We start from the raw sequence: 22,985 nt of genomic DNA, 5'->3' as shown, positions 1-22,985 counted from the left end.
TGCGCGTGGGTCATCTCTCGATCAGGGCGTCGCCGGGGTCGGCGGCGTGTCGGGGTGTGAGTGGTTGAAGGGGGTGGCCGACGGCGACCGCTCCGAGCGGTTGCCAGTCGGCGGGGAGGTCGAGGGTGCTGCGGACGATGTCGGCGGCGAAGATCGTCGACCCGATCCAGCAACTGCCGATTCCCTTGGTGGCCAACGACACCAGCAGCCCCTGCACCGCGGCGCCGACCGCGACGGTGAACATCGTCGACTCCGCCGCCTGCCGGCGCTTGTCGGGGTAGGTGTGGGCGCCGTCGGGGACGCAGAACGGGATGATCACCTCCGGTGCGTCGAACAAAATGTTGCCGCGGGCCACCCGCGCCGCCACCGCGTCCGCGCCCATCCCGTCGGCGGCCAGGTCGGTGCGCCACTGCTCCCGCATCCGGGTCAGCAGGGCGTCTCGGAGGGTGCGGGTGCGGACCCACACGAACCGGACCGGTCGGGTGTGGTGCGGTGCGGGCGCGGTCAGGGCGTCCGCGATCGACGCCCGCACCGCATCCGGATCGACCGGGTCGGTCGAGAACTGGCGGACCGAGCGGCGCAGCAGCAACGCCTCCGCCCGGCCCAGCTCGACCGATTCGGCGGTGCCGAGCCAGAACAGGTCCTCGGCGCCACGCCGGATCAGATCCTGTGCCCGCGAACCGTCGTCGACCAGATCCAGACCACGCATGACCGCGACCGGTACCCCGCCGAGTTTGCCCTTCACCAGATCCCCCGCCGCGGCGATCTCGTCGGCGACCGCCACCTCCGTCACCACCAGTTCGTTGCCCTGACTGTCGCGGGACCCGGCGTACCCGTGCAACACCGGTAGCCCGACCGCGCCGATCGCGGCGTCGATCTGGCCGTTGCGCCACGCCCGGCCCATGGTGTCGGTGACCACCACCGCCACCCGCACCCCGAGCGCCACCTCGATCGCATCCCGCAGGGTACGGGCGCTGGCATCGGGATCCTCCGGCAGCAACGCCAGTTCGGAGCCCGCCACGTTCGAGCCGTCGATGCCCGACGCGGCCTGCACGATCCCGAGCCGGTTCTCGGTGATCAGGGTCCGGCCCTTGCGGGCCACGATCCGGACCGCTTCCTGCTCGACCAGCCGCCGCCGGGCGGCATCGCGTTCCTCCGGGTCGGTCGGGGAGGACACGATCCGGCCCTCGACCTTCGAGAACACCTTGCTGGTGACCACCAGCACGTCCCCTTCGGCGAGCCACGGCGCGGCCGCAACGATCGCCGCCGCCAGGTCGTCGCCGGGCCGGAACTCGGGCAGACCGATCACCGGGCGGATCTCGAGCGCACCGCCCGGGGCGTGATCGAGCCGGGCGGAACCGGTGGCGTCGCTCACAGCGCCACCCCCGCCACGTCCAGCGCCGCCCGCACCATCGCGGCGGTGGCGTCGGGGTCGGACATGATCAGCGGCACCCGGGCCACCTCCACCCCGGGAACCTCGGCGGTGTCGGTGTCGTGGACCAGCCAGCCGTCGAGGATCCCGGTCCCGGACCGGGCCCCGTACCAGCGGCCGATCGCCTCCGCGGAGGTGTCCACGCCGATCACGTCGAGGCATTCGTCGGCCATGCCCCGCAACGGTTTTCCGCCGATGATCGGCGAGATCCCGACCACCTTCGCCGCGGTGGTGCGCAACGCACCGCGGATCCCCGGCACCGCCAGGATCGCCCCCACACTGACCACCGGATTCGACGGTGCCAGCAGCACGATGTCGGCCGTCTCGATCGCCTCGAGCACCCCCGGCGCCGGGGCGGCCTGCTCGGCGCCGATGTGCGCGAAGCTGTGCGTCGGGACCTGGGCGCGGTACCGCACCCACCACTCCTGGAAGTGGATCGCCCGCTGCTCCCCGTCCTCGGGATCGGTGATCACGACGTGAGTTTCACTACGATCGTCGGTCACCGGCAGCAGCGTCACACCCGGCTGCCACCGGTTGCACAACGCCTCGGTCACCGCCGACAACGGATACCCCGTCCGCAGCATCTGCGTGCGGATCAGATGCGTGGCGATGTCCCGGTCACCGAGCCCGAACCAATCCGGTTTCGCACCATAGGCGGCGAGTTCGGCCTTGGCGTTCCAGGTTTCACCGGCATGCCCCCACCCACGCTCGGTGTCGATGCCGTCGCCGAGGGTGTACATGCAGGTGTCCAGGTCCGGGCAGATCCGAAGTCCGTGCATCCACACGTCGTCGCCGACATTGACGACAGCGGTGATGGAATGGCCGGAATCGGCGCCCGCACGACCGGGCGCATCGGCCCCGAGCAACCTCCGCACACCTTGCAGGAACCGGGCCCCGCCCACCCCGCCAACCAATACAGTCACGTTCACGGTGCAAGCCTAGGCGGTGGCCGACCGCCTCCTGTGAGCTGCTTCCCCGAAGCGAATCGAGAGCGCGAAATAGTAATCGACTTTCGACGGTTAGCTTGACCGCGACACGCTGGGCGTGTCTAATCACAAATATGTCATTCCGACGTTGTGGGCGTGGAATCACTTGCAGCGGGGATCAATTCGAACAGTTGTTCGAACGGGTGGCAGGGGTGTTCGGTTCGGGGTACATGATCGATCGAAATTTTCTGCGCTATCACAGGTGAGGAGGCGGAACGATGCCCAATGAGCAGATCGAGTCGGAGACTCGCTGGAGCACAGTAAGCGACGAACCGCAGACCAATTCCGAAGCAGGCGCAGCGGACGGCGTCTGTGTTCAAGAAGTCTGTGTGCAAGAAGGCAGTGTGAAAGAAATTCCTGTGCCGGAACTCGTCGCACAGGAAGTCGAGACGACGGGCCCCCGCCCGGCGTTGAGTCTGGTGACCGGTTTCGACGAACTGTTCGAGACCATCGAGGACCAGTGGCAGGAACGCGCGCTCTGTGCGCAGACCGACCCGGAGGCCTTTTTCCCTGAAAAGGGAGGCTCCACCAGGGAAGCGAAGCGCATCTGCCTGGGCTGCGAGGTGCGGGACGAGTGCCTCGACTACGCACTGGCCAATGACGAGCGGTTCGGTATCTGGGGTGGCCTGTCGGAGCGTGAGCGCCGGCGCCTGAAGCGGGGGATCGTCTAGTTCAGTCTTCGTCGCCCGGCAGATCCGGGTCGATGACCTCGGGTTCGACTCCGAGGTAAGTACTCACCTGCTGTACGAGCACGTCGTGCACCAGGTCGGTGAGGTCGTCCGGGTCCTTGGCGCGCTGTTCGAGCGGTCGTCGGAACAGGACGACTCGCGCCCGCGTCGTGGATCCGTGCCGGTCGATGCCGGCCGGGATCAGTCGGGACAGTGGCACGGGCCCGTCCGCCACGACCTCGGCGGGCCAGTTGACCGAATCCGGGTCGAGCGCATGAATCTTCGGGACCTCGTCGACAGCGATGTCCAGCTTCGTCAGGCGTTCGCGCCAGCGCGCGTCGATCGGCGCGAATGCCTCGAGCACCACCAGATCGAACTTCTCTGCGCGGCTCCGTCGTGCCGGCGCGTCCGGAGGGAAGACGGACCCGCGGATTCCCCGTCCCCGTCGGTCGACGGATCGGGTGGTCACGGGACGCCTGCGTCGTGCTCTGGACATGGTGTGGACATTACGACAGCCGCACACTCTCGGTGTGTCCGAGTAGGTGTCGGGCCTTCGTGGGGCTAGGCTTCCTAGCTGTGAGATCTCTGCGTCGATGCTGCCGCCCCGGGTGCAAGAACCCCGCTGTCGCGACGCTCACGTACGTCTACTCCGACTCCACCGCCGTCGTCGGCCCGCTTGCCACGGTCGACGAGCCGCACTCGTGGGATCTGTGCGAAACGCACGCGTCGAGGATCACCGCACCCAAGGGCTGGGAACTGGTTCGGTACGAGGGTGGGTTCTCGTCGAGCACCCCGGACGAGGACGACCTGACCGCGCTGGCGGAGGCCGTGCGGGAGGCGGGCCTCGGCGATCGCGGGCGGTCCGAACGGGCCCTGTCCACCGAGGATCGCGCGGAGACCGGCACCCAGCCCAGCCCGGCGCGCACCGGTCGTCGCGGCCACCTGCGGGTACTTCCCGACCCTTCCAACTGACGTCCAGCCTGTTTCCGGGCCTGCGGTCCGCGGCGTGCCGTGTCCGCGACGGGCAGGCATTAGGCTTGCGCCAGCACTGGTGCTCGTAAAGGAGAAACAAGAAGTGGCGCGATCAGCCGAGTCCGTACATGCCGTGATCAAGGCTTACGACGTGCGGGGTGTCGTCGGTGAACACATCGACGCCGCGTTCGTGCAGGACGTGGGTGGCGCATTCGCACGGCTCGTTCGCGAGGAAAGCGCCACGAAGGTCGTGATCGGCTACGACATGCGCGCGTCTTCCCCCGATCTGGCCCGCGCGTTCGCCGACGGCGTCACCGCCCAGGGTCTGGACGTCGTCCTCATCGGACTCGCGTCCACCGATCAGCTGTATTTCGCTTCGGGGCTGTTCGACTGCCCGGGTGCGATGTTCACGGCGAGCCACAACCCGGCGAAGTACAACGGCATCAAGCTGTGCCGCGCAGGCGCGAAGCCGGTGGGGCAGGAGACGGGCCTCGCCACCATTGCAGCCGAGGTCGTCGACGGGGTTCCCGCGTTCGACGGTGCTCCCGGCACGGTGTCCGAGGAGGACGTGCTCGAGCAGTACGCGAGTTTCGTCCGCGGACTGGTGAACCTCTCCGACCTCCGCCCGCTGACGGTGGCCGTCGACGCGGGCAACGGCATGGGCGGGCACACCGTCCCCGCCGTGTTCGAGCCGATGCCGGTGAAGCTGGAACCGCTGTACTTCGAACTCGACGGCACGTTCCCGAACCACGAGGCGAACCCGCTCGACCCGGCGAACCTCGTGGACCTACAGCGGTACGTCCGTGAGACCGGGGCCGACATCGGTCTGGCCTTCGACGGCGACGCCGACCGCTGCTTCGTGGTCGACGAACTCGGCAACCCGGTGTCGCCGTCCGCCGTCACGGCCCTGGTCGCCGAGCGGGAGCTGGCCAAGGAGCCCGGCGCGACCGTCATCCACAACCTCATCACGTCCCACGCGGTGCCGGAGCTGGTGACCGAGCTGGGCGGACACCCGGTCCGCACCCGGGTGGGGCATTCGTTCATCAAGCAGCAGATGGCCGAGACGGGCGCGATCTTCGGCGGCGAGCACTCCGCGCACTACTACTTCCGCGACTTCTGGGGCGCCGACTCCGGCATGCTCGCCGGACTGCACGTCCTCGCGGCACTGGGGGAGCAGGATCGTCCGCTGTCCGAGCTGATGGCGAAGTACGAGCGGTACGCGGCGTCGGGCGAGATCAACTCGACCGTCGCGGACGCCGCCGAACGGACCGCCGCGGTGCTGTCGGAGTTCGCCGAGCGCACCACGGACGTGGATCGGCTCGACGGTGTCACGGTCGCGCTGGCGGACGGCGCGTGGTTCAACTTGCGGGCCTCCAACACCGAACCGCTCCTGCGACTCAACGTGGAGGCGGCGACGGCGGCCGAGGTAGATGCACTCGTTACCGAGATACTGGGCATCGTCCGAGCCTGACTGCCATAGTTGGAAGTACAGGTTCTGCTCGTGCTGCGAATGTGGCTTGCACCGATGAAGAAAGGGGGTGCGGTGTCATGACAGCGCCGACGCCCCTGGTCGATCTGGACGACGGGGACGCACTGATTGCGGCGGACACCGAGGGTGTGTTGCGATCCGCCGCCATGGGGGGTGCCCAGATCCGGGCGACCCGGTCCGCGGTCGAGGAGGGGGCTCTCGAACGACTGCAGGGGCTGCGTCCGCGCAGCGTGGTGGTGGTGACCGGTGCGGGGCGTGCCAGCCGCGGGGCGGCGATCCTGACGGCGGTCCTCGCCGAACGGATCGGTTTCCCGCTGGTGCGCGCCACCCGGACCCCCGTGTGGGTGGGCCCGCTCGACGTGGTCGTGGTGGCCGGCGACGACGCAGGCGACCCACGGCTCGTGCAGGCCATCGATGCGGCGGTGCGCCGCGGCGCCGAAGTGGTGGTGGCGGCACCGGACGAGGGACCCTTGCAGGCCGCGGCGGCCGGACGCGTCGTCATGTTCGCGCCGCGGGTCCGGGCTCTCACCCGGCACGGTCTGCTGCGGTACTTCGCCGTTCTGCTGGCCGTCCTCCGGGTGGTCGGTTCGGAACGCTGGGGTGACGAGGTTCCCGACCTCGAGCAGATCGCCGACGCCGTCGACGGTGAGGCGCTGCGCGACAGGCCGAACAGCGAGGTGTTCCACAATCCCGCGAAATCGTTGGCCTCCCGCATGCAGGGACGCCGAATCGTGCTCACGGGCGATACGGAGAGCACGGTGGAACTGGCCCGGCACGGCGCCGAGGCGCTGCTGCACGCGGGCCGGGTGGCGACCGCGTCGGAGCTTCCGGACGTTCTGAGCGCGGCGGGCACGTTCCGTGTCGACCAGGCGCTCTCCGCGCACGACTCGATATTCCACGATCCCGAGTTGGACGGTCCACCGTCGGCGAGCCCGGTGCGCACGTTCGTGCTGTCGGCAGACGCCGATCGGATGCTCGTCGAACGCAGGATCGCCGCCCTGGGCGACGTCGATCTCGTCGTCGCGTCCTCGGACGAGGGTCAGGTTCCGTCGCAGCGTCCCGAGCTGGAACAGGCGGCGGTTCTCGTCGGCAGGCTCGACATGACTGCCGCGTACCTCCAGTTGATGGGCGGTATCTAGTGCACCGACTCGAAGGTGCGCTCCGGTCCTACGCGTGGGGATCGCGCACAGCCATCGCACAGCTGCGTGGACTTCCGGTTCCCACGGCGCATCCGGAGGCAGAACTGTGGTTGGGCGCGCACCCGGGTGATCCCGCCCGCGTCCTCACCGAGGAGGGGCCCCGGTCCCTTCTGGACCTGGTGCACTCGGAACCCGAACGCCAGCTCGGCAAGCGGAGTGTGGAGACGTTCGGAGAACGTCTCCCGTTCCTGCTGAAGTTGCTCGCGTCGGAGGAACCACTGTCGTTGCAGGCCCATCCGAGCGCCGAGCAGGCGTGGGAGGGGTTCGCCCGGGAGAACGAGGCGGGAATACCCCTCGAATCCTCGGTGCGCAACTACAAGGACGCCAGCCACAAACCCGAACTCGTCGTGGCCCTCAGCCGGTTCCACGCGCTCGCCGGTTTCCGGGACCCTCAGCGGACGGTCAAACTGCTCGAGGCGATTGCGGTTCCGGAGCTGCAGCCCTACGCCGGCCTGATCGCCGGGCAACCCGACTCGGACGGTCTCCGCGCGTTGTTCACCACATGGATCACGTTGCCGCAGCCGGTGCTCGGCGCGCTGATGCCGAGAGTGCTCGACGGATGCGTCGCCTATCTGTCGAACACCAAGGACGGTGAGTTCGCGGCGGAGATCCGCACCGCCCTCGAATTGAGTGAGGTGTACCCAGGGGATGCGGGGGTGCTGGCCGCGCTCCTCCTGAACCGGGTCACCCTCGAACCAGGGCAGGGCCTGTACCTCGACGCGGGCAACCTCCACGCCTACCTGCACGGGATGGCCGTCGAGATCATGGCCAACTCCGACAACGTGCTGCGCGGGGGACTCACGCCCAAGCACGTGGACGTTCCGGAGTTGCTGCGCGTCCTCGACTTCGACACCGTCGACATTCCGATACTGGAAGCGGAAGAACGCCCGGGCCGTGGCGAATTCGTGTACTCCACACCGGCGCCGGAATTCGTCCTCGCGCGGATCGATCTGTCGCCGGACGGCCCCACGGAGCACCGGCTCGACTCGGAGGGGCCGCACATTCTGCTGTGCACCTCGGGTTCGGTGGAGTTGCGGTGCGGAACCGATGCCCTCGACCTGTCCCAGGGCAACGCCGTCTGGATCGCGGCCGAGGACCCCGAAGTCGTGGTGACCGCGGGCACCGAGTCTGCCCAGTTGTTCAGTGCGAGGGTCGGCCCGCCGATCGCGTAGCCTGTGACCCGCCTTGCGATCCGAGAAGGGCTCCGCGGCCCGTCGTGAGGGTCGTGTGCGACCGAGAGGAGAAGTCAGTTGTCGGCTCATGGGGGAAAGAAGGCGATTCTCGCCGCGCTCGGCGCCAATGCCGGTATCGCGGTAGCCAAGTTCGCCGGCTTCCTGATCACCGGCTCGTCGTCCATGCTGGCGGAATCCGTGCACTCGGTGGCCGACACCTCCAACCAGGGCCTGCTCCTGCTCGGCCAGAAGAAGGCCGAACGCGCCGCCGACGATCTGCACCAGTTCGGTTACGGGCGTAGCCGCTACTTCTACTCGTTCGTCGTCGCGCTCGTGTTGTTCAGCCTCGGTTCGCTGTTCGCGATCTACGAGGGCATCCACAAGATCCAGCACCCCGAGGAACTCACGTCGCCCCTCGTGGCGGTGGTCATCCTGGTGATCGCCATCGGGCTCGAGACGTTCAGCTTCCTCACCGCCGCGCGGGAGTCGCGTCCCCTCAAGGGGAAGGCGAGCTGGTGGGGATTCATTCGCACGTCGCGCAGCCCGGAGCTTCCCGTCGTGCTGCTCGAGGACACCGGCGCACTGGTCGGTCTGGTCCTCGCTCTCGGTGGTGTCGGACTGACGATGCTCACCGGCGATCCGGTGTGGGACGGTGTCGGCACCCTCTGCATCGGCGCCCTGCTCGGAATCATCGCGATCATCCTCATCGTCGAGATGCAGAGCCTGCTGATCGGTGAGGGAGCCACCGCAGACGAGGAGGCGCGGATTCTCGCCGCCCTCGTCGACGGTGAGAAGATCGAGCGCGTCATCCACTGCAAGACGCAGTACCTCGGACCCGAGGAAATCCTCGTGGCCGCGAAAGTGGCCGTGGCCGCCGGATCGGACATCAGCGCCGTCGCCGAAGCCATCGACGAGGCCGAGGCGCGTGTGCGCGGCGCAGTCCCCGCGGCTCGCCGCATCTACATCGAACCCGATCTGTTCCGGGCAACCGAAGGCATAGGCTGAACGGCAACTTTCGATTGAGGAGGCTGATGTGGCCATCCAGGACAAAGGCAGCGGAGAACCGCACCTGAGCGGCAGGCCGACCGGATTGTTCCGCACCAAGTCGATCGAGCAGTCGATCCGAGACACGGACGAACCGGAAACCAAGCTCCGCAAGGATCTGACGGCGTGGGACCTGACCGTCTTCGGTGTCGCCGTCGTCATCGGCGCCGGCATCTTCACGCTCACCGCGCGCACCGCAGGCAACGTCGCCGGTCCGTCCGTGTCGGCGGCGTTCGTGATCGCCGCCATCGCGTGCGGGCTCGCCGCGCTCTGCTACGCCGAGTTCGCCTCGACCGTTCCGGTCGCGGGCAGCGCGTACACGTTCTCGTACGCGACGTTCGGTGAACTGATCGCGTGGATCATCGGCTGGGACCTCATCCTCGAATTCGCGCTCGCCGCGTCGGTCGTGGCGAAGGGCTGGTCGCTCTATCTCGGTGAGGTGATCGGCAACCACACACCGGTGGCGCAGCTCGGCTCGGTCACGTTCGACTGGGGTGCGGTACTCATCGTCGCGATCATCACCGTCGTGCTGGCGACGGGCACCAAGCTGTCGTCGCGGGTCTCACTCGTAATCACCTCGATCAAGGTGGCCGTGGTGCTCGTCGTGGTGGTGGTCGGCGCGTTCTACATCGACACCGACAACTACTCCCCGTACATTCCCCCGTCCGAGGCGGGCAGCACGGGCGAGGGCATCCACCAGTCCCTGTTCTCCTACGTCACCGGTGCCGGCGGCAGCACGTTCGGCTGGTACGGCCTGCTGGCGGCGGCGAGCCTGGTGTTCTTCGCGTTCATCGGTTTCGACATCGTCGCCACTACCGCCGAGGAGACGAAGGATCCGCAGAAGGCGTTGCCCCGCGGAATTCTGGGATCGCTGCTGATCGTGACGATCCTGTACGTGGCGGTGACGCTGGTGCTCACCGGCATGGTCGACTACCACGAATTGGCCGGGGACAGTTCCAATCTGGCCACAGCGTTCGGCATCCACGGGGTCACGTGGGCGAAGAACCTGATCTCGTTCGGTGCGCTCGCCGGTCTCACCACCGTGGTGATGGTGCTGATGCTCGGGCAGACCCGGGTTCTGTTCGCCATGTGCCGGGACGGACTGATGCCGAGGCGCCTGGCGCCGACCGGCAAGCACGGCACACCCGTTCGGATCACCGTGCTCGTCGGTGTCGTGGTGGCCGTGCTCGCGGGCATCTTCCCGATCGGCACCCTCGAGGAAATGGTCAACATCGGTACGCTGTTCGCGTTCGTCCTCGTGTCGGTCGGCGTGATCGTGCTGCGCCGGACGCGACCGGACCTGCCCCGCGGATTCCGTGTCCCACTGGTTCCGTGGGTGCCTGTCCTCGCCGTCCTCGCCTGCCTGTGGCTGATGGTGAATCTGTCGGTCGAGACGTGGATCCGGTTCATCGTGTGGATGGCGCTCGGCGTGATCATCTACTTCGCCTACAGCCGCCGCCATTCGATGATGGAGAGAAGAAGCCGCGGCGAGGTCTGACACGCAACGGGATTCGGCGTGCGGGGGTCGGAGCGGCAGTACCGGGCGAGTACCCCGGAGGTGGCGGGCACTAATGTCTTCGCCATGACTTCGTCGCGTGTCCGGGTGCCCTATCAGGAGGCTGCGCGGCTGCTGCTGCGTCAGTCGGTGCTCGATGCGATGCGGGATCTCCTGTTCGAGAAGGACTGGTCGGACATCACGATGTCGGATGTCGCGGTCGGCGCCGGGGTGAGCAGGCAGACGCTCTACAACGAGTTCAAGTCGCGGCAGGGGCTGGCGGAGGCGTACGCCCTCCGGTTGGCCGACGAACTGGTCGACGCGGTCGACGAGGCGCTGGCGGCGAACGTCGGGGAAGGCCGCGCCGCGCTGCTTTCCGGATTCACCGCGTTCTTCGCAGCCAGCCTGTCCGACCCGCTCGTGCAGTCACTTCTGCGTGGCGAGACCAAGCCCGATCTGCTGCGTCTGATCACGACCGAGAGCGCGCCGATCATCGAGCGGGCGTCGACGCGGCTCGCCGACGTCTTCCAGCGGGGCTGGGTGCGGGCGAACCCGTCGGACGCGGGGATTCTCAGCCGCGCCATCGTGCGCCTCGCTATGAGTTACATCTCGATGCCACCCGAATCCGAGGCCAACGTCGCCGAGGATCTGGGTGCTCTTCTGGGGCCTTCCGTGGACGAGGCGGTCGACGGGGCCGATCGGGAGTGACCGCCCCGCGGCGGAGCCTCACGTGAGTGTGACCCTCGGGCCGCAGTACCGATAGCCTTGACCGAAACAGCAGTCAACCAGGAGAGGCAGATGACGACCTCAGTTTCAACCACGCCCGTGGCCGAGAGCCGAAACGGGATCGATTTCAAGGTGGCGGACCTTTCGCTCGCCGAGTTCGGCCGCAAGGAGATCCGGCTCGCCGAGCACGAGATGCCGGGACTGATGGCGCTTCGCCGCGAGTACGCAGAGGTGCTGCCGCTCAAGGGTGCTCGCATTTCCGGTTCGCTGCACATGACCATCCAGACGGCCGTCCTCATCGAGACGCTCACCGCACTGGGCGCCGAGGTCCGCTGGGCCTCGTGCAACATCTTCTCGACGCAGGATCACGCCGCCGCCGCCATCGTCGTCGGCCCGCACGGCACGCCCGAGGAGCCGCAGGGCACCCCGGTCTTCGCGTGGAAGGGCGAGACGCTCGAGGAGTACTGGTGGGCCGCCGAGAAGATGCTCACCTGGCCGGACGCCGACAAGCCCGCGAACATGATCCTCGACGACGGCGGCGACGCCACGATGCTCGTTCTCAAGGGCGCGCAGTTCGAGAAGGCCGGCGTCGTGCCGCCCACCGACGACGAGCAGGATTCCGACGAGTACAAGGTGTTCCTCGCCCTGCTGCGTCAGTCCCTCGAAGCGGACAAGACCAAGTGGACCACGGTTGCGGAGTCGGTCCAGGGCGTCACCGAGGAGACCACGACCGGTGTCCTGCGTCTCTACCAGGTCGCGGCCGCCGGTGAACTCACGTTCCCGGCCATCAACGTCAACGACTCGGTCACCAAGAGCAAGTTCGACAACAAGTACGGCACCCGGCACTCGCTGCTCGACGGCATCAACCGCGGCACCGACGTCCTGATCGGCGGCAAGGCCGCGCTCGTCTGCGGTTACGGCGACGTCGGCAAGGGTTGCGCGGAGGCTCTGCGCGGACAGGGTGCCCGCGTCGCGGTCACCGAGGTCGACCCCATCAACGCTCTCCAGGCGCTGATGGACGGCTTCGAGGTGAAGACGGTCGAGCAGGCCATCGGCTGGGCCGACATCGTCATCACGTCCACGGGCAACAAGGACATCATCACGTTCGAGCACATGAAGCAGATGAAGCACCAGGCCATCCTGGGCAACATCGGCCACTTCGACAACGAGATCGACATGGCCGGCCTCGAGCGGTCCGGCGACGTCACCCGCATCAACATCAAGCCGCAGGTGGACGAGTTCCGGTTCAACGACGGCCACTCGATCATCGTGCTGTCCGAGGGCCGCCTGCTGAACCTCGGCAACGCCACCGGCCACCCCTCGTTCGTGATGAGCAACAGCTTCTCCAACCAGGTGATCGCGCAGATCGAACTGTGGACGAAGCCGGAGGAGTACGACAACGAGGTGTACCGCCTCCCGAAGCACCTCGACGAGAAGGTCGCGAAGATCCACGTCGAAGCGCTCGGTGGCACGCTCACCAAGCTCACGAAGGAGCAGGCGGAGTACATCGGCGTCGACGTCGAGGGCCCGTTCAAGCCCGAGCACTACCGGTACTAGGGGCCGCGGCGTCCCCCGGTCCGTCGCGCACGGGCCGGGGGATAGCCTTCTTCCTCGTGGGAAAACTGATTGCGTTGGAAGGCTTGGACGGCGCGGGGAAGCGAACACTCGTCGGCGCAGTGGTGACACGCCTCACCGAGCAGGGCCTGACGGTCGGCACCCTCGACTTTCCGCGGTACGGCAGGTCCGTGCACGCCGATCTGGCGTCCGAGGCCCTCAAGGGCGCGCACGGTGACCTCAGCGACTCCGTGCACGCGATGGCGGTGATGTTCGCGCTGGACCGGTCCGGTGCCGTCGGGGAGCTGTCGGCGCTGCTCGCCGAACACGACCTGGTGATTCTCGACCGCTACGTGGCGTCCAACGCCGCGTACGGTGCGGCCCGGTTGCATCAGGGGGCGGACGGGGAGTTCGTCAGCTGGGTGGGGAACCTCGAATTCGAGCGGCTTGGGCTGCCCCGGCCCGACCTGCAGCTGTATCTGGACGTTCCCGTGGCACTCGCCGAGCAACGCGCCCGCGGCCGTGAATCGGCGGATGCGAGCCGCTCGCTGGACGCCTACGAGCGCGACCGTGGACTGCAGGAACGCACCGGCGTGGTGTACCGGGAGCTGGCCGGGAAGGACTGGATTTCGCCGTGGTGGGTGCTCACCCCGGACACCGATCCGGTCACGCTCGCCGAAAACCTGGCACTCTTGAGTGACGACACGGCACGCCGTGACGAGAAAGAACACGGCACGCCGTAACGGCGAACGGGCTGTTACGGCCTCCGAAGATGCAACGATAGGGACATGAAGCCAAGGATTCTGGTTGTCGACGACGACACTGCGCTCGCGGAGATGCTCACGATCGTCCTCCGCGGCGAAGGATTCGATCCGTATGTGGTGGGGGACGGGACCCAGGCGCTCACCGCCGTCCGGGAGACACGCCCGGACCTGGTGCTGCTCGACCTGATGCTGCCCGGCATGAACGGCATCGACGTGTGCCGGGTCCTGCGCGCCGACTCCGGTGTCCCCATCGTGATGCTGACCGCGAAGACGGACACCGTCGACGTGGTCCTCGGATTGGAATCCGGCGCGGACGACTACATCATGAAGCCGTTCAAGCCGAAGGAGCTGGTGGCGCGGGTCCGGGCACGGCTTCGCCGGACCGAGGACGAGCCGGCCGAACTGCTCAGCATCGCAGACATCGTCATCGACGTCCCCGCCCACAAGGTGAGCCGGGGCGAAGAACTGATCTCCCTCACCCCCCTCGAGTTCGACCTCCTGGTGGCTCTGGCGCGCAAACCGCGACAGGTGTTCACCCGTGAGGTCCTGCTCGAGCAGGTGTGGGGTTACCGACATGCAGCCGACACCCGACTGGTCAACGTGCACGTTCAGCGTCTGCGGGCCAAGGTCGAGACTGATCCCGAGAATCCCGAAGTGGTTTTGACGGTCAGGGGGGTCGGCTACAAGGCCGGACCGCCGTGACAGGTGTTTCCCGATGGCGGCGTCGTGTCAACCGACGCGTTTCGCCGATCCTTCGGTGGGGTCACTCACTGAGCAATACCCTCGCGCACACATGGCGTCGTTCGCTGCAGCTGAGGGTCGTCGTCTCGACGTTGACGTTGTCGCTCATCGTCATCATCGTGCTCGGCGTCGTGCTGACGAGCCAGATCACCGACCGTCTGCTCGAAACGAAGATCAACGCGGCGACCGAGGAGATGGACCGTGCCCGCAGCACGGTCGAGGGGCAGCTGGCGGGGGCGGACGACAGTAGTTCGCCCACCACCCAGCTCGACGGTGCCCGGGCTGCGCTGACGAACCGGGAGCCCGACGCCGGTCAGGCGTCGGGGTCGGCGGGAACGTTCGATCCTGTGCTGATCGTGCCCGGTGACGGCCCCCGCGCCCCGACGTCCAGCGGCCCGGCGGACCAGATTCCGGAATCACTGCGGGCGTTCGTCCAGGCCGGTCAGGTGGCCTACCAGTTCGCCACGGTCAACGATCCCGAAGGCTATTCGGGGCCGGCGCTGATCGTCGGGAGCCCGACCGCATCCGCGATCTCCACGCTCGAGTTGTACCTGGTGTTCCCGCTGGCCAGTGAGGACCGCAGTCTGTCGCTGGTCCGCGGCACGCTGCTGGTGGGTGGTGCGGTGCTGGCCGTGCTGCTCGCGGCCATCGCGCTCCTCGTCGCCCGGCAGGTGGTTCTGCCGATCCGGTCGGCGTCCCGGATCGCGGTGCGCTTCGCCGACGGCCGGCTGAAGGAACGCATGCCCGTGCGCGGCGAGGACGACATGGCCCGGCTGGCGATGTCGTTCAACGAGATGGCGGAGAGCCTGTCCAAACAGATCACCCAGCTCGAGGAGTTCGGAAATCTCCAGAAGAGATTCACCTCCGACGTGAGCCACGAGCTGCGGACACCGCTGACGACGGTGCGCATGGCGGCCGATCTCATCCACGACGGCAGCGACGATCTCGACCCTGTGCTCCGGCGGTCGTCGGAGTTGCTGGTCGCCGAACTCGACCGGTTCGAGGGGCTGCTGGCCGACCTCCTCGAGATCAGCAGGCACGACGCCGGTGTCGCGGAACTGGCCGCCGAGCAACTCGACGTCCGGATGTGTGCGCGTGCGGCGGTCTCGACGGTCCGTCACCTCGCGCGCGAGAGCGGGACCGAACTGATCGTGGACCTGCCCGATCAGGCAGTCATGGCCGAGGTGGACCCGCGTCGCGTGGAACGCATTCTGCGGAACCTCCTCGCGAACGCGATCGATCACGGAGAAGGCAAACCGGTGCTGCTGCGCCTGCGCGCCGACGACAGCGCTGTGGCGTTCATCGTGCGCGACCAGGGCGTGGGTCTGCGGCCGGGCGAGGAGAAGCTGGTGTTCAACAGGTTCTGGCGGTCCGACCCGTCGCGGGTGCGGCGGTCGGGCGGTACCGGCCTCGGACTCGCGATCAGTGTGGAGGACGCGAATCTCCACGACGGCAGGCTCGAGGCGTGGGGCGAACCCGGCCAAGGCGCCTGCTTCCGGTTGACGCTGCCGCGGGTGCGGGGCCGCAAGGTCGTGTCGAGCCCGCTGCCGCTGAAACCGGGAACCGCGAAATACGTTCAGGGTCAGCCTGTCCCGGGCGACACCACGTTGCCGGTGCGCAACGAGAGCCCGGAGACGGTGGCCGACGAATCCCGCACGGTTCCGCAGAAGCGCGAGCGCGCGCACGTCGGTGACCGAGACGGTTCGCACCTTCCGGAGCAGGACCTGTGACGCCCCGGCGGCGATCCGCCCTGCTGTCGCGGTCGGTATGCGGAGCGATCGTCCTTGCGGTGCTCGTGACGGTCAGCGGGTGCGCGAGCCTCCCGGACTCCTCCACACCGCAGGCGATCGGCACGATCAACCGTGACTCGCCCGGATCGAGCGTCGCGGCCCCCGCGCCGGGGCGTGAACCCGACCTGCTGCTCCGCGACTTCTTCAAGGCCAGTACCGATCCGTCCAACCGGCACCTCGCGGCCCGTCAGTTCCTCACCCCCGGTGTGACCGGTAGGTGGGACGACGCGGCCAGCGCGACCATCGTCGACAAGGTCGACGTCCTCCCGGAGACGCGGTCGGCCGACAAGGCGACGTACACGATCCGCGCCAACAAGGTGGGGCAGCTCGAGCCCGGCGGACTGTACGTGGCGGAGGAGGGCAGCTTCGAGACGAAGATCAGCCTCGAGCTACTCGACGGGGAGTGGCGGATCTCCGAGCTCCCCGCCGGCGTGATCCTGGACCGGGCACAGTTCCTGAACACCTATCAGCGCAAATCGCTGTACTTCCTCGATCCGGCCGGGACGACGGTCGTGCCGGATCCGCGCTGGGTGTCGGGCGCCCAGGACCAGATGGCGTCGCAGTTGATCGGCTTGCTGATCGACGGGCCGAAGGCCGCCCTGGCCCCGGCCGTGCGCAACGAGCTCGGCGACGGCGTGTCGGTGCGGGGCCCGATCACGAAGGCCGACGGCCGCACCGCGCAGGTGGGGGTGGGGCTCGGCGGCATCCGGATCGATTTCGCCGGCGTGCCGCCCATGGACGCGCAGGCGAAGCAGCTGTTCGCGGCGCAGGTGATCTGGACGCTGGCCAACGCGGAGATCTCGGGGCCCTATGTGCTGCTCGCCGACGGCGAGCCCTTCGACGAGCGGTTCCCGAACGGGTGGACCACCGCCGACGTCGCGTCGATGAATCCGTTCGCGACCTCGAGCGCCACCGTGGGGCTGCACGCGCTGCGCGAGGGGTCGATGGTGAGCGTCACCGAGACCGGCGTCACCCCGGTGCCCGGGTACTTCGGTTCGGCCCGCAACATGCGTTCGCTCGCGCTGTCGCAGGACGGAAAGCTGGTCGCCGCGGTCGCGGACACGGGGCGTCCCGCCCCGGAACCCGCGAGTTCGCTGATGGTCGGCGCGTACGAGGACGGTGCCGCGTCGGTGCTCGAAGGCGGCGCGATCACCCGCCCGACATGGGCACCCGACAATTCGGCGATCTGGGCAGCGGTCAACGGCAACACGGTGATTCGGGTGTTGCGCGAGCCCGGCACCGGCCGGACGTCGGTGGTCAACGTCGACGCCGGCGCCGTCACCGCGCTGGGTGCCACGATCACCGAGTTGCGGCTGTCCCGCGACGGGGTGCGCGCGGCACTGATCGTCGACGGCAAGGTCTACCTCGCGATCGTCACCCAGATGCCCGGTGGTGAGTACGCTTTGACGAATCCCCGTGCGGTCGCGATCGGTCTGGGCAGCCCGGCGCTGTCCCTGGACTGGAGCACGAGCGACACGATCGTCGTCGCGCGCGCGGCCTCGGACATCCCGGTGGTGCAGGTGGCCGTCGACGGATCACGGATGGACGCGCTGCCGAGCCGTAATCTGACCGCGCCGGTGGTGGCCGTGGACGCGTCGACGACCACGGAGTTCGTCGCCGACTCCCGGGCGGTGTTCCAGTTGAACAACAACGATCCGGCGGGCGACCGGTACTGGCGGGAGGTTCCCGGGTTGACGGGTGTGAAGGCGATCCCGGTCCTGCCGGGCTGAGGCTGTCGGTGCGGTCGCCGATACTGCCCGCATGCGCGCCCTGCCCGGCCTCCGGAGCCTGCTCGACCTGATCCTGCCCGCCGAATGCGGCGGGTGCGGCGTGCCGGGCACGCAGTGGTGTGCCCGCTGCGCCACGGAGTTGGCCGACGATCCCGTGCTGCTCCGGCCCCGCGTGGATCCCGGGGTCGGGGTGTGGGCACTCGGACCGTACTCGGGTGCCCGCCGTCGCGCCGTGATCGCCGCGAAGGAACGCGGGCGGCGTGATCTCGCTGCGCCCCTCGGATCCGCCGTCGCGGGCGCCCTGGGCCGTCTGCAGCAGTGGGGAGAACTCGACCCGCCGGACGTCGCCCCGGTGGTTCTGGTGCCGGCTCCGACGCGTCCCCGGGCCGCCCGTGCACGCGGCGGCGACCCCGTCACCCGGATCGCCGTCGCCGCGGTGGGAGGCAGACGCGTGTGTCCCGCGCTCGTGATGCGACGCGCCGTACGCGATTCGGTCGGACTGAGCGCAGATCAACGTCGAGTAAACCTCGAGGGTGGCGTCCGGTTGACGCGCAGCGGTCAAGTATTCGCGCGGCATCTCGCGTCGGAACCGGCTGCACTCCAACGCATCTCGGTGGTACTACTGGACGACGTGTCGACCACCGGGGCGACCGCCGCAGAGTCGGTCCGGGTGCTGTCGCGAGTGGGTATCCGAGTGAGTGCGGTGGTCGTCGTGGCGGGTGTCAGATGAAATTCTGCCGAACAGTGGCACTCGCGCGCGTTACGTACTAGCGTCGCGGACACACCCGAAAACACAGGTAGGAGGTGGAACTTCGAACCTGGTGCCGGGCGGACCCCCTTCCGGCATTGCTCAAACTCGCCGCCGCCCATCAAGGGGCGGGGCCGTAATCGGGAGGTACGAGTGACGACCCCTTCGCAAGCCTCGGTTTTCGTCGACGACCGCACAACGGATGCACAAGAGAAGACGGATACCCCCAACGCCGAGATCGTCGTCAAGGGACGCAACGTCGAGGTACCCGACCACTTCCGCGTGTACGTCTCCGAGAAGCTGTCGCGCCTCGAGCGCTTCGATCCCTCCATATTTCTGTTCGATGTCGAACTTCACCACGAACCCAATCGACGCCAGAGGAAAAACTGCCAGCGCGTCGAGATCACTGCCCGAGGCAAGGGGCCGGTAGCCCGAGCCGAGGCATGCGCCGACAGCTTCTATGCAGCATTCGAGTCGGTGACCGCCAAGCTCGAGAGCAGGCTCCGCCGCACCAAGGACCGCAAAAAGGTCCACTACGGGGAAAAGACCCCGGTGTCGGTGGCGGAAGCCACCGCCGCACTCGCCGAGGACGACAGTCTCGGCATCAGTCCCGACATCTCCCTGGACGGTCAGATGCCGGACGAGCACACACCGGGTCATGTCGTGCGTACCAAGGAACACAAGGCCACGCCGATGACCGTCGACGATGCTTTGTACGAGATGGAGCTGGTAGGACACGATTTCTTCCTGTTCCACGACAAGGAGTCGGACAAGGCGACCGTCGTCTACCGGCGGCACGCGTTCGACTACGGATTGATCCGTCTGGCGTGATGTACTCCCGTTCCGCCTGACGATCCGAGCGGTCGGTCTACTCGTCCGATCGCGGAAGCGCCTACCATGGAATCCGGCCGGGGTTCTCGGACCTCCGGCCGGATTTTGTGTGTCACCCATCCACTGCCGAAGATTGAGGACGAACAAGACTGTGCCGTCGCTGTCGCTATCGAAGCTGCTCCGTGTTGGTGAAGGTCGCATGGTCAAGCGGCTCAAGCACATCGCCGACCACGTTTCCTCGCTGTCGCCCGAGGTCGAAGACCTGACCGACGAGCAACTCCGCGCGAAGACCGAGGAGTTCCGCGCCCGCTACCGCGACGGCGAGACGCTCGACGAACTGCTGCCCGAGGCGTTCGCGGTCGCCCGCGAGGCGTCCTGGCGCGTGATCGACCAGCGGCACTTCCACGTGCAGATCATGGGCGGTGCCGCCCTCCACTTCGGCAACATCGCCGAGATGAAGACGGGTGAGGGCAAGACCCTGACCTGCGTGTTGCCCGCATACCTCAATGCGATCGCCGGAGACGGCGTGCACGTCGTCACGGTCAACGACTACCTCGCCAAGCGCGACTCCGAGTGGATGGGCCGCGTCCACCGCTTCCTCGGACTCGACACCAGCGTGATCCTGTCCGGCATGTCGCCCGCCGAACGTCGCGCAGCCTATGCGGCCGACATCACATACGGCACCAACAACGAGTTCGGGTTCGACTACCTGCGCGACAACATGACGCACTCCCTGGACGATCTCGTCCAGCGCGGTCACAGCTTCGCCGTCGTCGACGAGGTCGACTCCATCCTGATCGACGAGGCCCGGACCCCCCTCATCATCTCCGGTCCCGCCGACGCCTCGAGCAAGTGGTACGCAGAATTCGCCCGCATCGCGCCGCTGCTCAAGCGGGACGTGCACTACGAGGTCGACATCCGCAAGCGCACCATCGGCGTCCACGAGGCCGGCGTCGAGCTCGTCGAGGACCAGCTCGGCATCGACAACCTGTACGAGGCCGCCAACTCGCCGCTCGTGAGCTACCTGAACAACGCCATCAAGGCCAAGGAGCTCTACACCAAGGACAAGGACTACATCGTCCGCGACGGCGAAGTGATCATCGTCGACGAGTTCACCGGCCGCGTCCTCGTCGGCCGCCGGTACAACGAGGGCATGCACCAGGCGATCGAGGCCAAGGAGAAGGTCGAGATCAAGGCCGAGAACCAGACCCTCGCCACGATCACGCTCCAGAACTACTTCCGTCTCTACGACAAGCTGTCGGGCATGACGGGTACCGCCGAGACCGAGGCCGCCGAGCTGCACCAGATCTACAACCTCGGCGTCATCCCGATCCCCACCAACCGGCCGATGGTCCGCGTCGACAACGGCGACCTGATCTACAAGACCGAGGAAGCCAAGTTCGACGCCGTCGTCGACGACGTGGTGGAGCGGCACGAGAAGGGCCAACCGGTCCTGATCGGCACCACCAGCGTCGAGCGGTCCGAGTACCTGTCGAAGCAGTTCACCAAGCGCGGCGTGGCGCACAACGTGCTGAACGCGAAGTTCCACGAGCAGGAAGCCCAGATCATCGCGGAGGCCGGCAGGTCGGGCGCCGTCACCGTGGCGACCAACATGGCCGGTCGTGGTACCGACGTCGTGCTCGGCGGCAACCCCGACATCATCGCGGACATCGCGCTCCGCAAGCAGGGACTCGACCCCGTCCACACGCCCGACGACTACGAGGCGGCGTGGGACGACGTCCTCGACCAGGTCAAGGCCGAGGTGAAAGCCGACGCGGACAAGGTTCGGGAGGCGGGCGGACTGTACGTCCTCGGCACCGAGCGGCACGAGTCCCGGCGTATCGACAACCAGTTGCGCGGCCGCTCCGGCCGTCAGGGCGATCCGGGTGAGTCGCGGTTCTACCTGTCGCTCGGCGACGAGTTGATGCGACGGTTCAACGGCGCGGCCCTCGAGTCGATCATGACCCGGCTCAACCTGCCCGACGACGTTCCCATCGAGGCGAAGATGGTCTCGAAGGCCATCAAGAGCGCTCAGACGCAGGTCGAGCAGCAGAACTTCGAGATCCGCAAGAACGTCCTCAAGTACGACGAGGTGATGAACCAGCAGCGCACGGTCATCTACAACGAGCGCCGCCAGATCCTCGAAGGCAAGGACATGGAGGGCCAGGTCGAGAAGATGATCACCGACGTGGTCACCGCCTACGTCGACGGTGCCACCGCCGAGGGATACGTCGAGGACTGGGATCTCGAACAACTGTGGACGGCCCTCAAGACGCTGTACCCGGTCGGCCTCGACTACAAGGAACTGGTCGGCGACGGCGACGACGGTGAGACCAACGACATCACCGCCGACGAGCTGCGCGAGACCCTGCTGAAGGACGCACACGACGCCTACGCCCGGCGCGAGGCCGAGATCGACGGCGTCGCCGGCGAGGGATCGATGCGCGAACTGGAGCGTCGCGTCCTGCTGAGCGTGCTCGACCGCAAGTGGCGCGAACACCTCTACGAGATGGACTACCTCAAGGAGGGCATCGGCCTGCGGGCGATGGCCCAGCGTGATCCGCTCGTCGAGTACCAGCGCGAAGGTTTCGACATGTTCGGCGGCATGCTCGAGGGTCTGAAGGAGGAGTCGGTCGGATTCCTGTTCAACCTTCAGGTCGAGGCGGCCGCCCCGACGGCGGCACAGGCCCCGGGCGTGAGCGTCACCGCGGCTTCCGCAGCGGCGACGGCGTCGGCCTCGCCCGCTCCGGCACCGCCGCGGCCACTGCCCACCCAGGAGGCGGCGCAGCAGGCGCAGGGCACGGCGGCACCGTCCGCCCTCCGCGCGAAGGGCCTGGACGACGGCGAGCCCCGCGGGCTCACGTACTCCGGGCCTGCCGAGGACGGCAACGCCCAGCTCAGCCGCCGCGGAGCCGCCGAATCGGACGATGCCGCCGATGCCGGAACCCGTCGTCAGCGCCGTGAGGCCGCGCGGTCGCAGTCGAAGAGCAAGAAGGCCCCGCGGACCAAGCGCAAGCGCTGACCGCAGAAGAGGACGATCAGCCGATCACCAACGAGGTGACGGTCCAGCCCGTGTCGGACTGCTGTTCGACACGGGCTGCGATCACGAAGATCCGCGGTCCCCGGCCGTAGGTGCCGAAGGCCTCGAACGCGCAGGGCTCCACCGCGCGCAGGTGCACGCGGACGAGCGTCGCGACACCGAGTCGCCGGGCGGGCGACTCCGACAGCGCGAGCGTGCGCACGACGTCGACGAGCGACGGCGTCACCAGCGGCCGCAATTGCCGTACGTTGCGGCGCCGATCCAGCACTTCGAGGACGAGCCGGAACGCCTGCTCCGTGAACCGCTGGACGTCCGGCGAGGGAAGAGGCAGCGTTCCCGGCTGCGTCGCGGCGGTGCGTGGCGACGCCCCCGAGTGGGGCGACGAGCGGTGCCTGCCGCGCCCGGACGCGTGCCGCCCGCCCGACGGCGCCGCCGAACGCCCCGGCAGAGGCGGTGCGGGAACGTCACCGGCCGCCGGCTCGAAGCGCGGCACCCGTGACAGGAACGTGTAGGACTCACTCATTTCTTACCCCCCGGTTTCGGCATGAGACGGCCGTCGTAGCGGTCATACTCGCACGGATCCCGTCGTCGTGTCGCCGAACCG

20 protein-coding genes are annotated in these 22,985 nt (G+C 67.8%); 16 read left to right on the top strand and 4 right to left on the bottom strand.

Translation table 11 applies throughout. From position 1 onward, the window contains the following. Nucleotides 1-10: 10 nt before the first annotated feature. Both GO592_RS18040 and cofD read right to left on the bottom strand, forming a co-directional pair. A complete protein-coding gene (locus GO592_RS18040; protein ID WP_172650467.1) occupies nt 11-1,375 on the bottom strand; it encodes a coenzyme F420-0:L-glutamate ligase in 1,365 nt (454 codons plus the stop codon). Then, the gene (cofD, locus tag GO592_RS18035) at nt 1,372-2,361 is read right to left on the bottom strand and encodes a 2-phospho-L-lactate transferase (RefSeq protein WP_202714901.1); all 990 of its coding nucleotides are present in this window, start codon (nt 2,359-2,361) and stop codon (nt 1,372-1,374) included. Before cofD ends, GO592_RS18040 begins: the two co-directional genes overlap by 4 nt. A gap of 467 nt (nt 2,362-2,828) precedes the next feature. On the opposite strand from cofD, the gene GO592_RS18030 reads away from it, so the two are divergent. After that, a complete protein-coding gene (locus GO592_RS18030) occupies nt 2,829-3,089 on the top strand; it encodes a WhiB family transcriptional regulator (protein ID WP_166680705.1) in 261 nt (86 codons plus the stop codon). A gap of 1 nt (nt 3,090) precedes the next feature. Here GO592_RS18030 and GO592_RS18025 read toward each other — a convergent pair whose 3' ends face one another. After that, on the bottom strand, nt 3,091-3,582 hold the full coding sequence (locus GO592_RS18025; RefSeq protein ID WP_029539455.1) for a metallopeptidase family protein: 492 nt from the start codon (nt 3,580-3,582) through the stop codon (nt 3,091-3,093). An 80-nt stretch (nt 3,583-3,662) separates the two neighbouring features. Between GO592_RS18025 and GO592_RS18020 the strand changes: the two genes are divergently transcribed. The 15 genes from GO592_RS18020 to secA all read left to right on the top strand — a co-directional run bounded on the left by GO592_RS18020 (nt 3,663) and on the right by secA (nt 22,363). Further along, complete coding sequence (locus GO592_RS18020) at nt 3,663-4,058, top strand: DUF3499 domain-containing protein (protein ID WP_005259770.1); 396 nt, start codon at nt 3,663-3,665, stop codon at nt 4,056-4,058. A 103-nt stretch (nt 4,059-4,161) separates the two neighbouring features. After that, on the top strand, nt 4,162-5,529 hold the full coding sequence (locus GO592_RS18015) for a phosphomannomutase/phosphoglucomutase (RefSeq protein WP_202714900.1): 1,368 nt from the start codon (nt 4,162-4,164) through the stop codon (nt 5,527-5,529). 77 nt (nt 5,530-5,606) lie between these two features. Next, entirely contained in the window at nt 5,607-6,686 is a 1,080-nt protein-coding gene (locus tag GO592_RS18010; RefSeq protein WP_172650470.1) for a tobH protein, read from the top strand. Further along, entirely contained in the window at nt 6,686-7,918 is a 1,233-nt protein-coding gene (gene manA, locus GO592_RS18005) for a mannose-6-phosphate isomerase, class I (RefSeq protein ID WP_005240047.1), read from the top strand. Before GO592_RS18010 ends, manA begins: the two co-directional genes overlap by 1 nt. A gap of 78 nt (nt 7,919-7,996) precedes the next feature. Then, entirely contained in the window at nt 7,997-8,923 is a 927-nt protein-coding gene (locus tag GO592_RS18000) for a cation diffusion facilitator family transporter (protein WP_172650471.1), read from the top strand. Nucleotides 8,924-8,951: 28 nt separating this feature from the next. Then, nucleotides 8,952-10,460: an amino acid permease gene (locus GO592_RS17995; protein WP_144286161.1), complete on the top strand. Its 1,509-nt coding sequence runs from the start codon at nt 8,952-8,954 to the stop codon at nt 10,458-10,460. An 84-nt stretch (nt 10,461-10,544) separates the two neighbouring features. Next, the gene (locus tag GO592_RS17990; RefSeq protein ID WP_202714899.1) at nt 10,545-11,165 is read left to right on the top strand and encodes a TetR/AcrR family transcriptional regulator; all 621 of its coding nucleotides are present in this window, start codon (nt 10,545-10,547) and stop codon (nt 11,163-11,165) included. 90 nt (nt 11,166-11,255) lie between these two features. Then, nucleotides 11,256-12,740 carry an adenosylhomocysteinase gene (gene ahcY, locus GO592_RS17985; protein WP_172650473.1) on the top strand — a complete coding sequence of 495 codons (1,485 nt, stop codon included), beginning with the start codon at nt 11,256-11,258 and terminating at the stop codon, nt 12,738-12,740. Between the two features lie 56 nt (nt 12,741-12,796). Continuing rightward, nucleotides 12,797-13,480: a dTMP kinase gene (locus GO592_RS17980; protein ID WP_172650474.1), complete on the top strand. Its 684-nt coding sequence runs from the start codon at nt 12,797-12,799 to the stop codon at nt 13,478-13,480. A 45-nt stretch (nt 13,481-13,525) separates the two neighbouring features. After that, the gene (mtrA, locus tag GO592_RS17975; protein WP_005240059.1) at nt 13,526-14,203 is read left to right on the top strand and encodes an MtrAB system response regulator MtrA; all 678 of its coding nucleotides are present in this window, start codon (nt 13,526-13,528) and stop codon (nt 14,201-14,203) included. After that, nucleotides 14,200-15,972 (top strand): MtrAB system histidine kinase MtrB, encoded by a 1,773-nt coding sequence (gene mtrB / locus GO592_RS17970; RefSeq protein WP_172650475.1) that lies wholly within the window; start codon nt 14,200-14,202, stop codon nt 15,970-15,972. The genes mtrA and mtrB overlap by 4 nt, the downstream gene beginning before the upstream one ends. After that, nucleotides 15,969-17,762: an MtrAB system accessory lipoprotein LpqB gene (gene lpqB / locus GO592_RS17965; protein WP_005259751.1), complete on the top strand. Its 1,794-nt coding sequence runs from the start codon at nt 15,969-15,971 to the stop codon at nt 17,760-17,762. Before mtrB ends, lpqB begins: the two co-directional genes overlap by 4 nt. A gap of 31 nt (nt 17,763-17,793) precedes the next feature. Then, a complete protein-coding gene (locus GO592_RS17960; RefSeq protein WP_005259749.1) occupies nt 17,794-18,492 on the top strand; it encodes a ComF family protein in 699 nt (232 codons plus the stop codon). 171 nt (nt 18,493-18,663) lie between these two features. Then, a complete protein-coding gene (gene hpf, locus GO592_RS17955; RefSeq protein WP_005259747.1) occupies nt 18,664-19,341 on the top strand; it encodes a ribosome hibernation-promoting factor, HPF/YfiA family in 678 nt (225 codons plus the stop codon). 151 nt (nt 19,342-19,492) lie between these two features. Continuing rightward, the gene (gene secA, locus GO592_RS17950) at nt 19,493-22,363 is read left to right on the top strand and encodes a preprotein translocase subunit SecA (RefSeq protein ID WP_064080335.1); all 2,871 of its coding nucleotides are present in this window, start codon (nt 19,493-19,495) and stop codon (nt 22,361-22,363) included. 16 nt (nt 22,364-22,379) lie between these two features. Here secA and GO592_RS17945 read toward each other — a convergent pair whose 3' ends face one another. Beyond that, a complete protein-coding gene (locus tag GO592_RS17945; RefSeq protein ID WP_005259741.1) occupies nt 22,380-22,904 on the bottom strand; it encodes an Rv3235 family protein in 525 nt (174 codons plus the stop codon). Nucleotides 22,905-22,985: the final 81 nt, after the last annotated feature.

Origin of the sequence: Rhodococcus sp. 21391 (assembly GCF_016772255.1) — a bacterium.
In the GTDB taxonomy this organism is placed as follows: Bacteria; Actinomycetota; Actinomycetes; order Mycobacteriales; family Mycobacteriaceae; genus Rhodococcus_F; species Rhodococcus_F opacus.
The sequence above is the reverse complement of the archived record's forward strand: the minus strand, read 5'-3'. Positions and strand labels throughout refer to the sequence as shown.

Coding starts and splice junctions, on each gene's coding strand:
- GO592_RS18025 (WP_029539455.1), bottom strand. CDS start 3,582: ATGTCCAGAGCACGACGCAGGCGTCCCGTGACCACCCGATCCGTCGAC.
- GO592_RS18010 (WP_172650470.1), top strand. CDS start 5,607: ATGACAGCGCCGACGCCCCTGGTCGATCTGGACGACGGGGACGCACTG.
- GO592_RS17990 (WP_202714899.1), top strand. CDS start 10,545: ATGACTTCGTCGCGTGTCCGGGTGCCCTATCAGGAGGCTGCGCGGCTG.
- ahcY (WP_172650473.1), top strand. CDS start 11,256: ATGACGACCTCAGTTTCAACCACGCCCGTGGCCGAGAGCCGAAACGGG.
- mtrA (WP_005240059.1), top strand. CDS start 13,526: ATGAAGCCAAGGATTCTGGTTGTCGACGACGACACTGCGCTCGCGGAG.
- GO592_RS17960 (WP_005259749.1), top strand. CDS start 17,794: ATGCGCGCCCTGCCCGGCCTCCGGAGCCTGCTCGACCTGATCCTGCCC.
- GO592_RS17945 (WP_005259741.1), bottom strand. CDS start 22,904: ATGAGTGAGTCCTACACGTTCCTGTCACGGGTGCCGCGCTTCGAGCCG.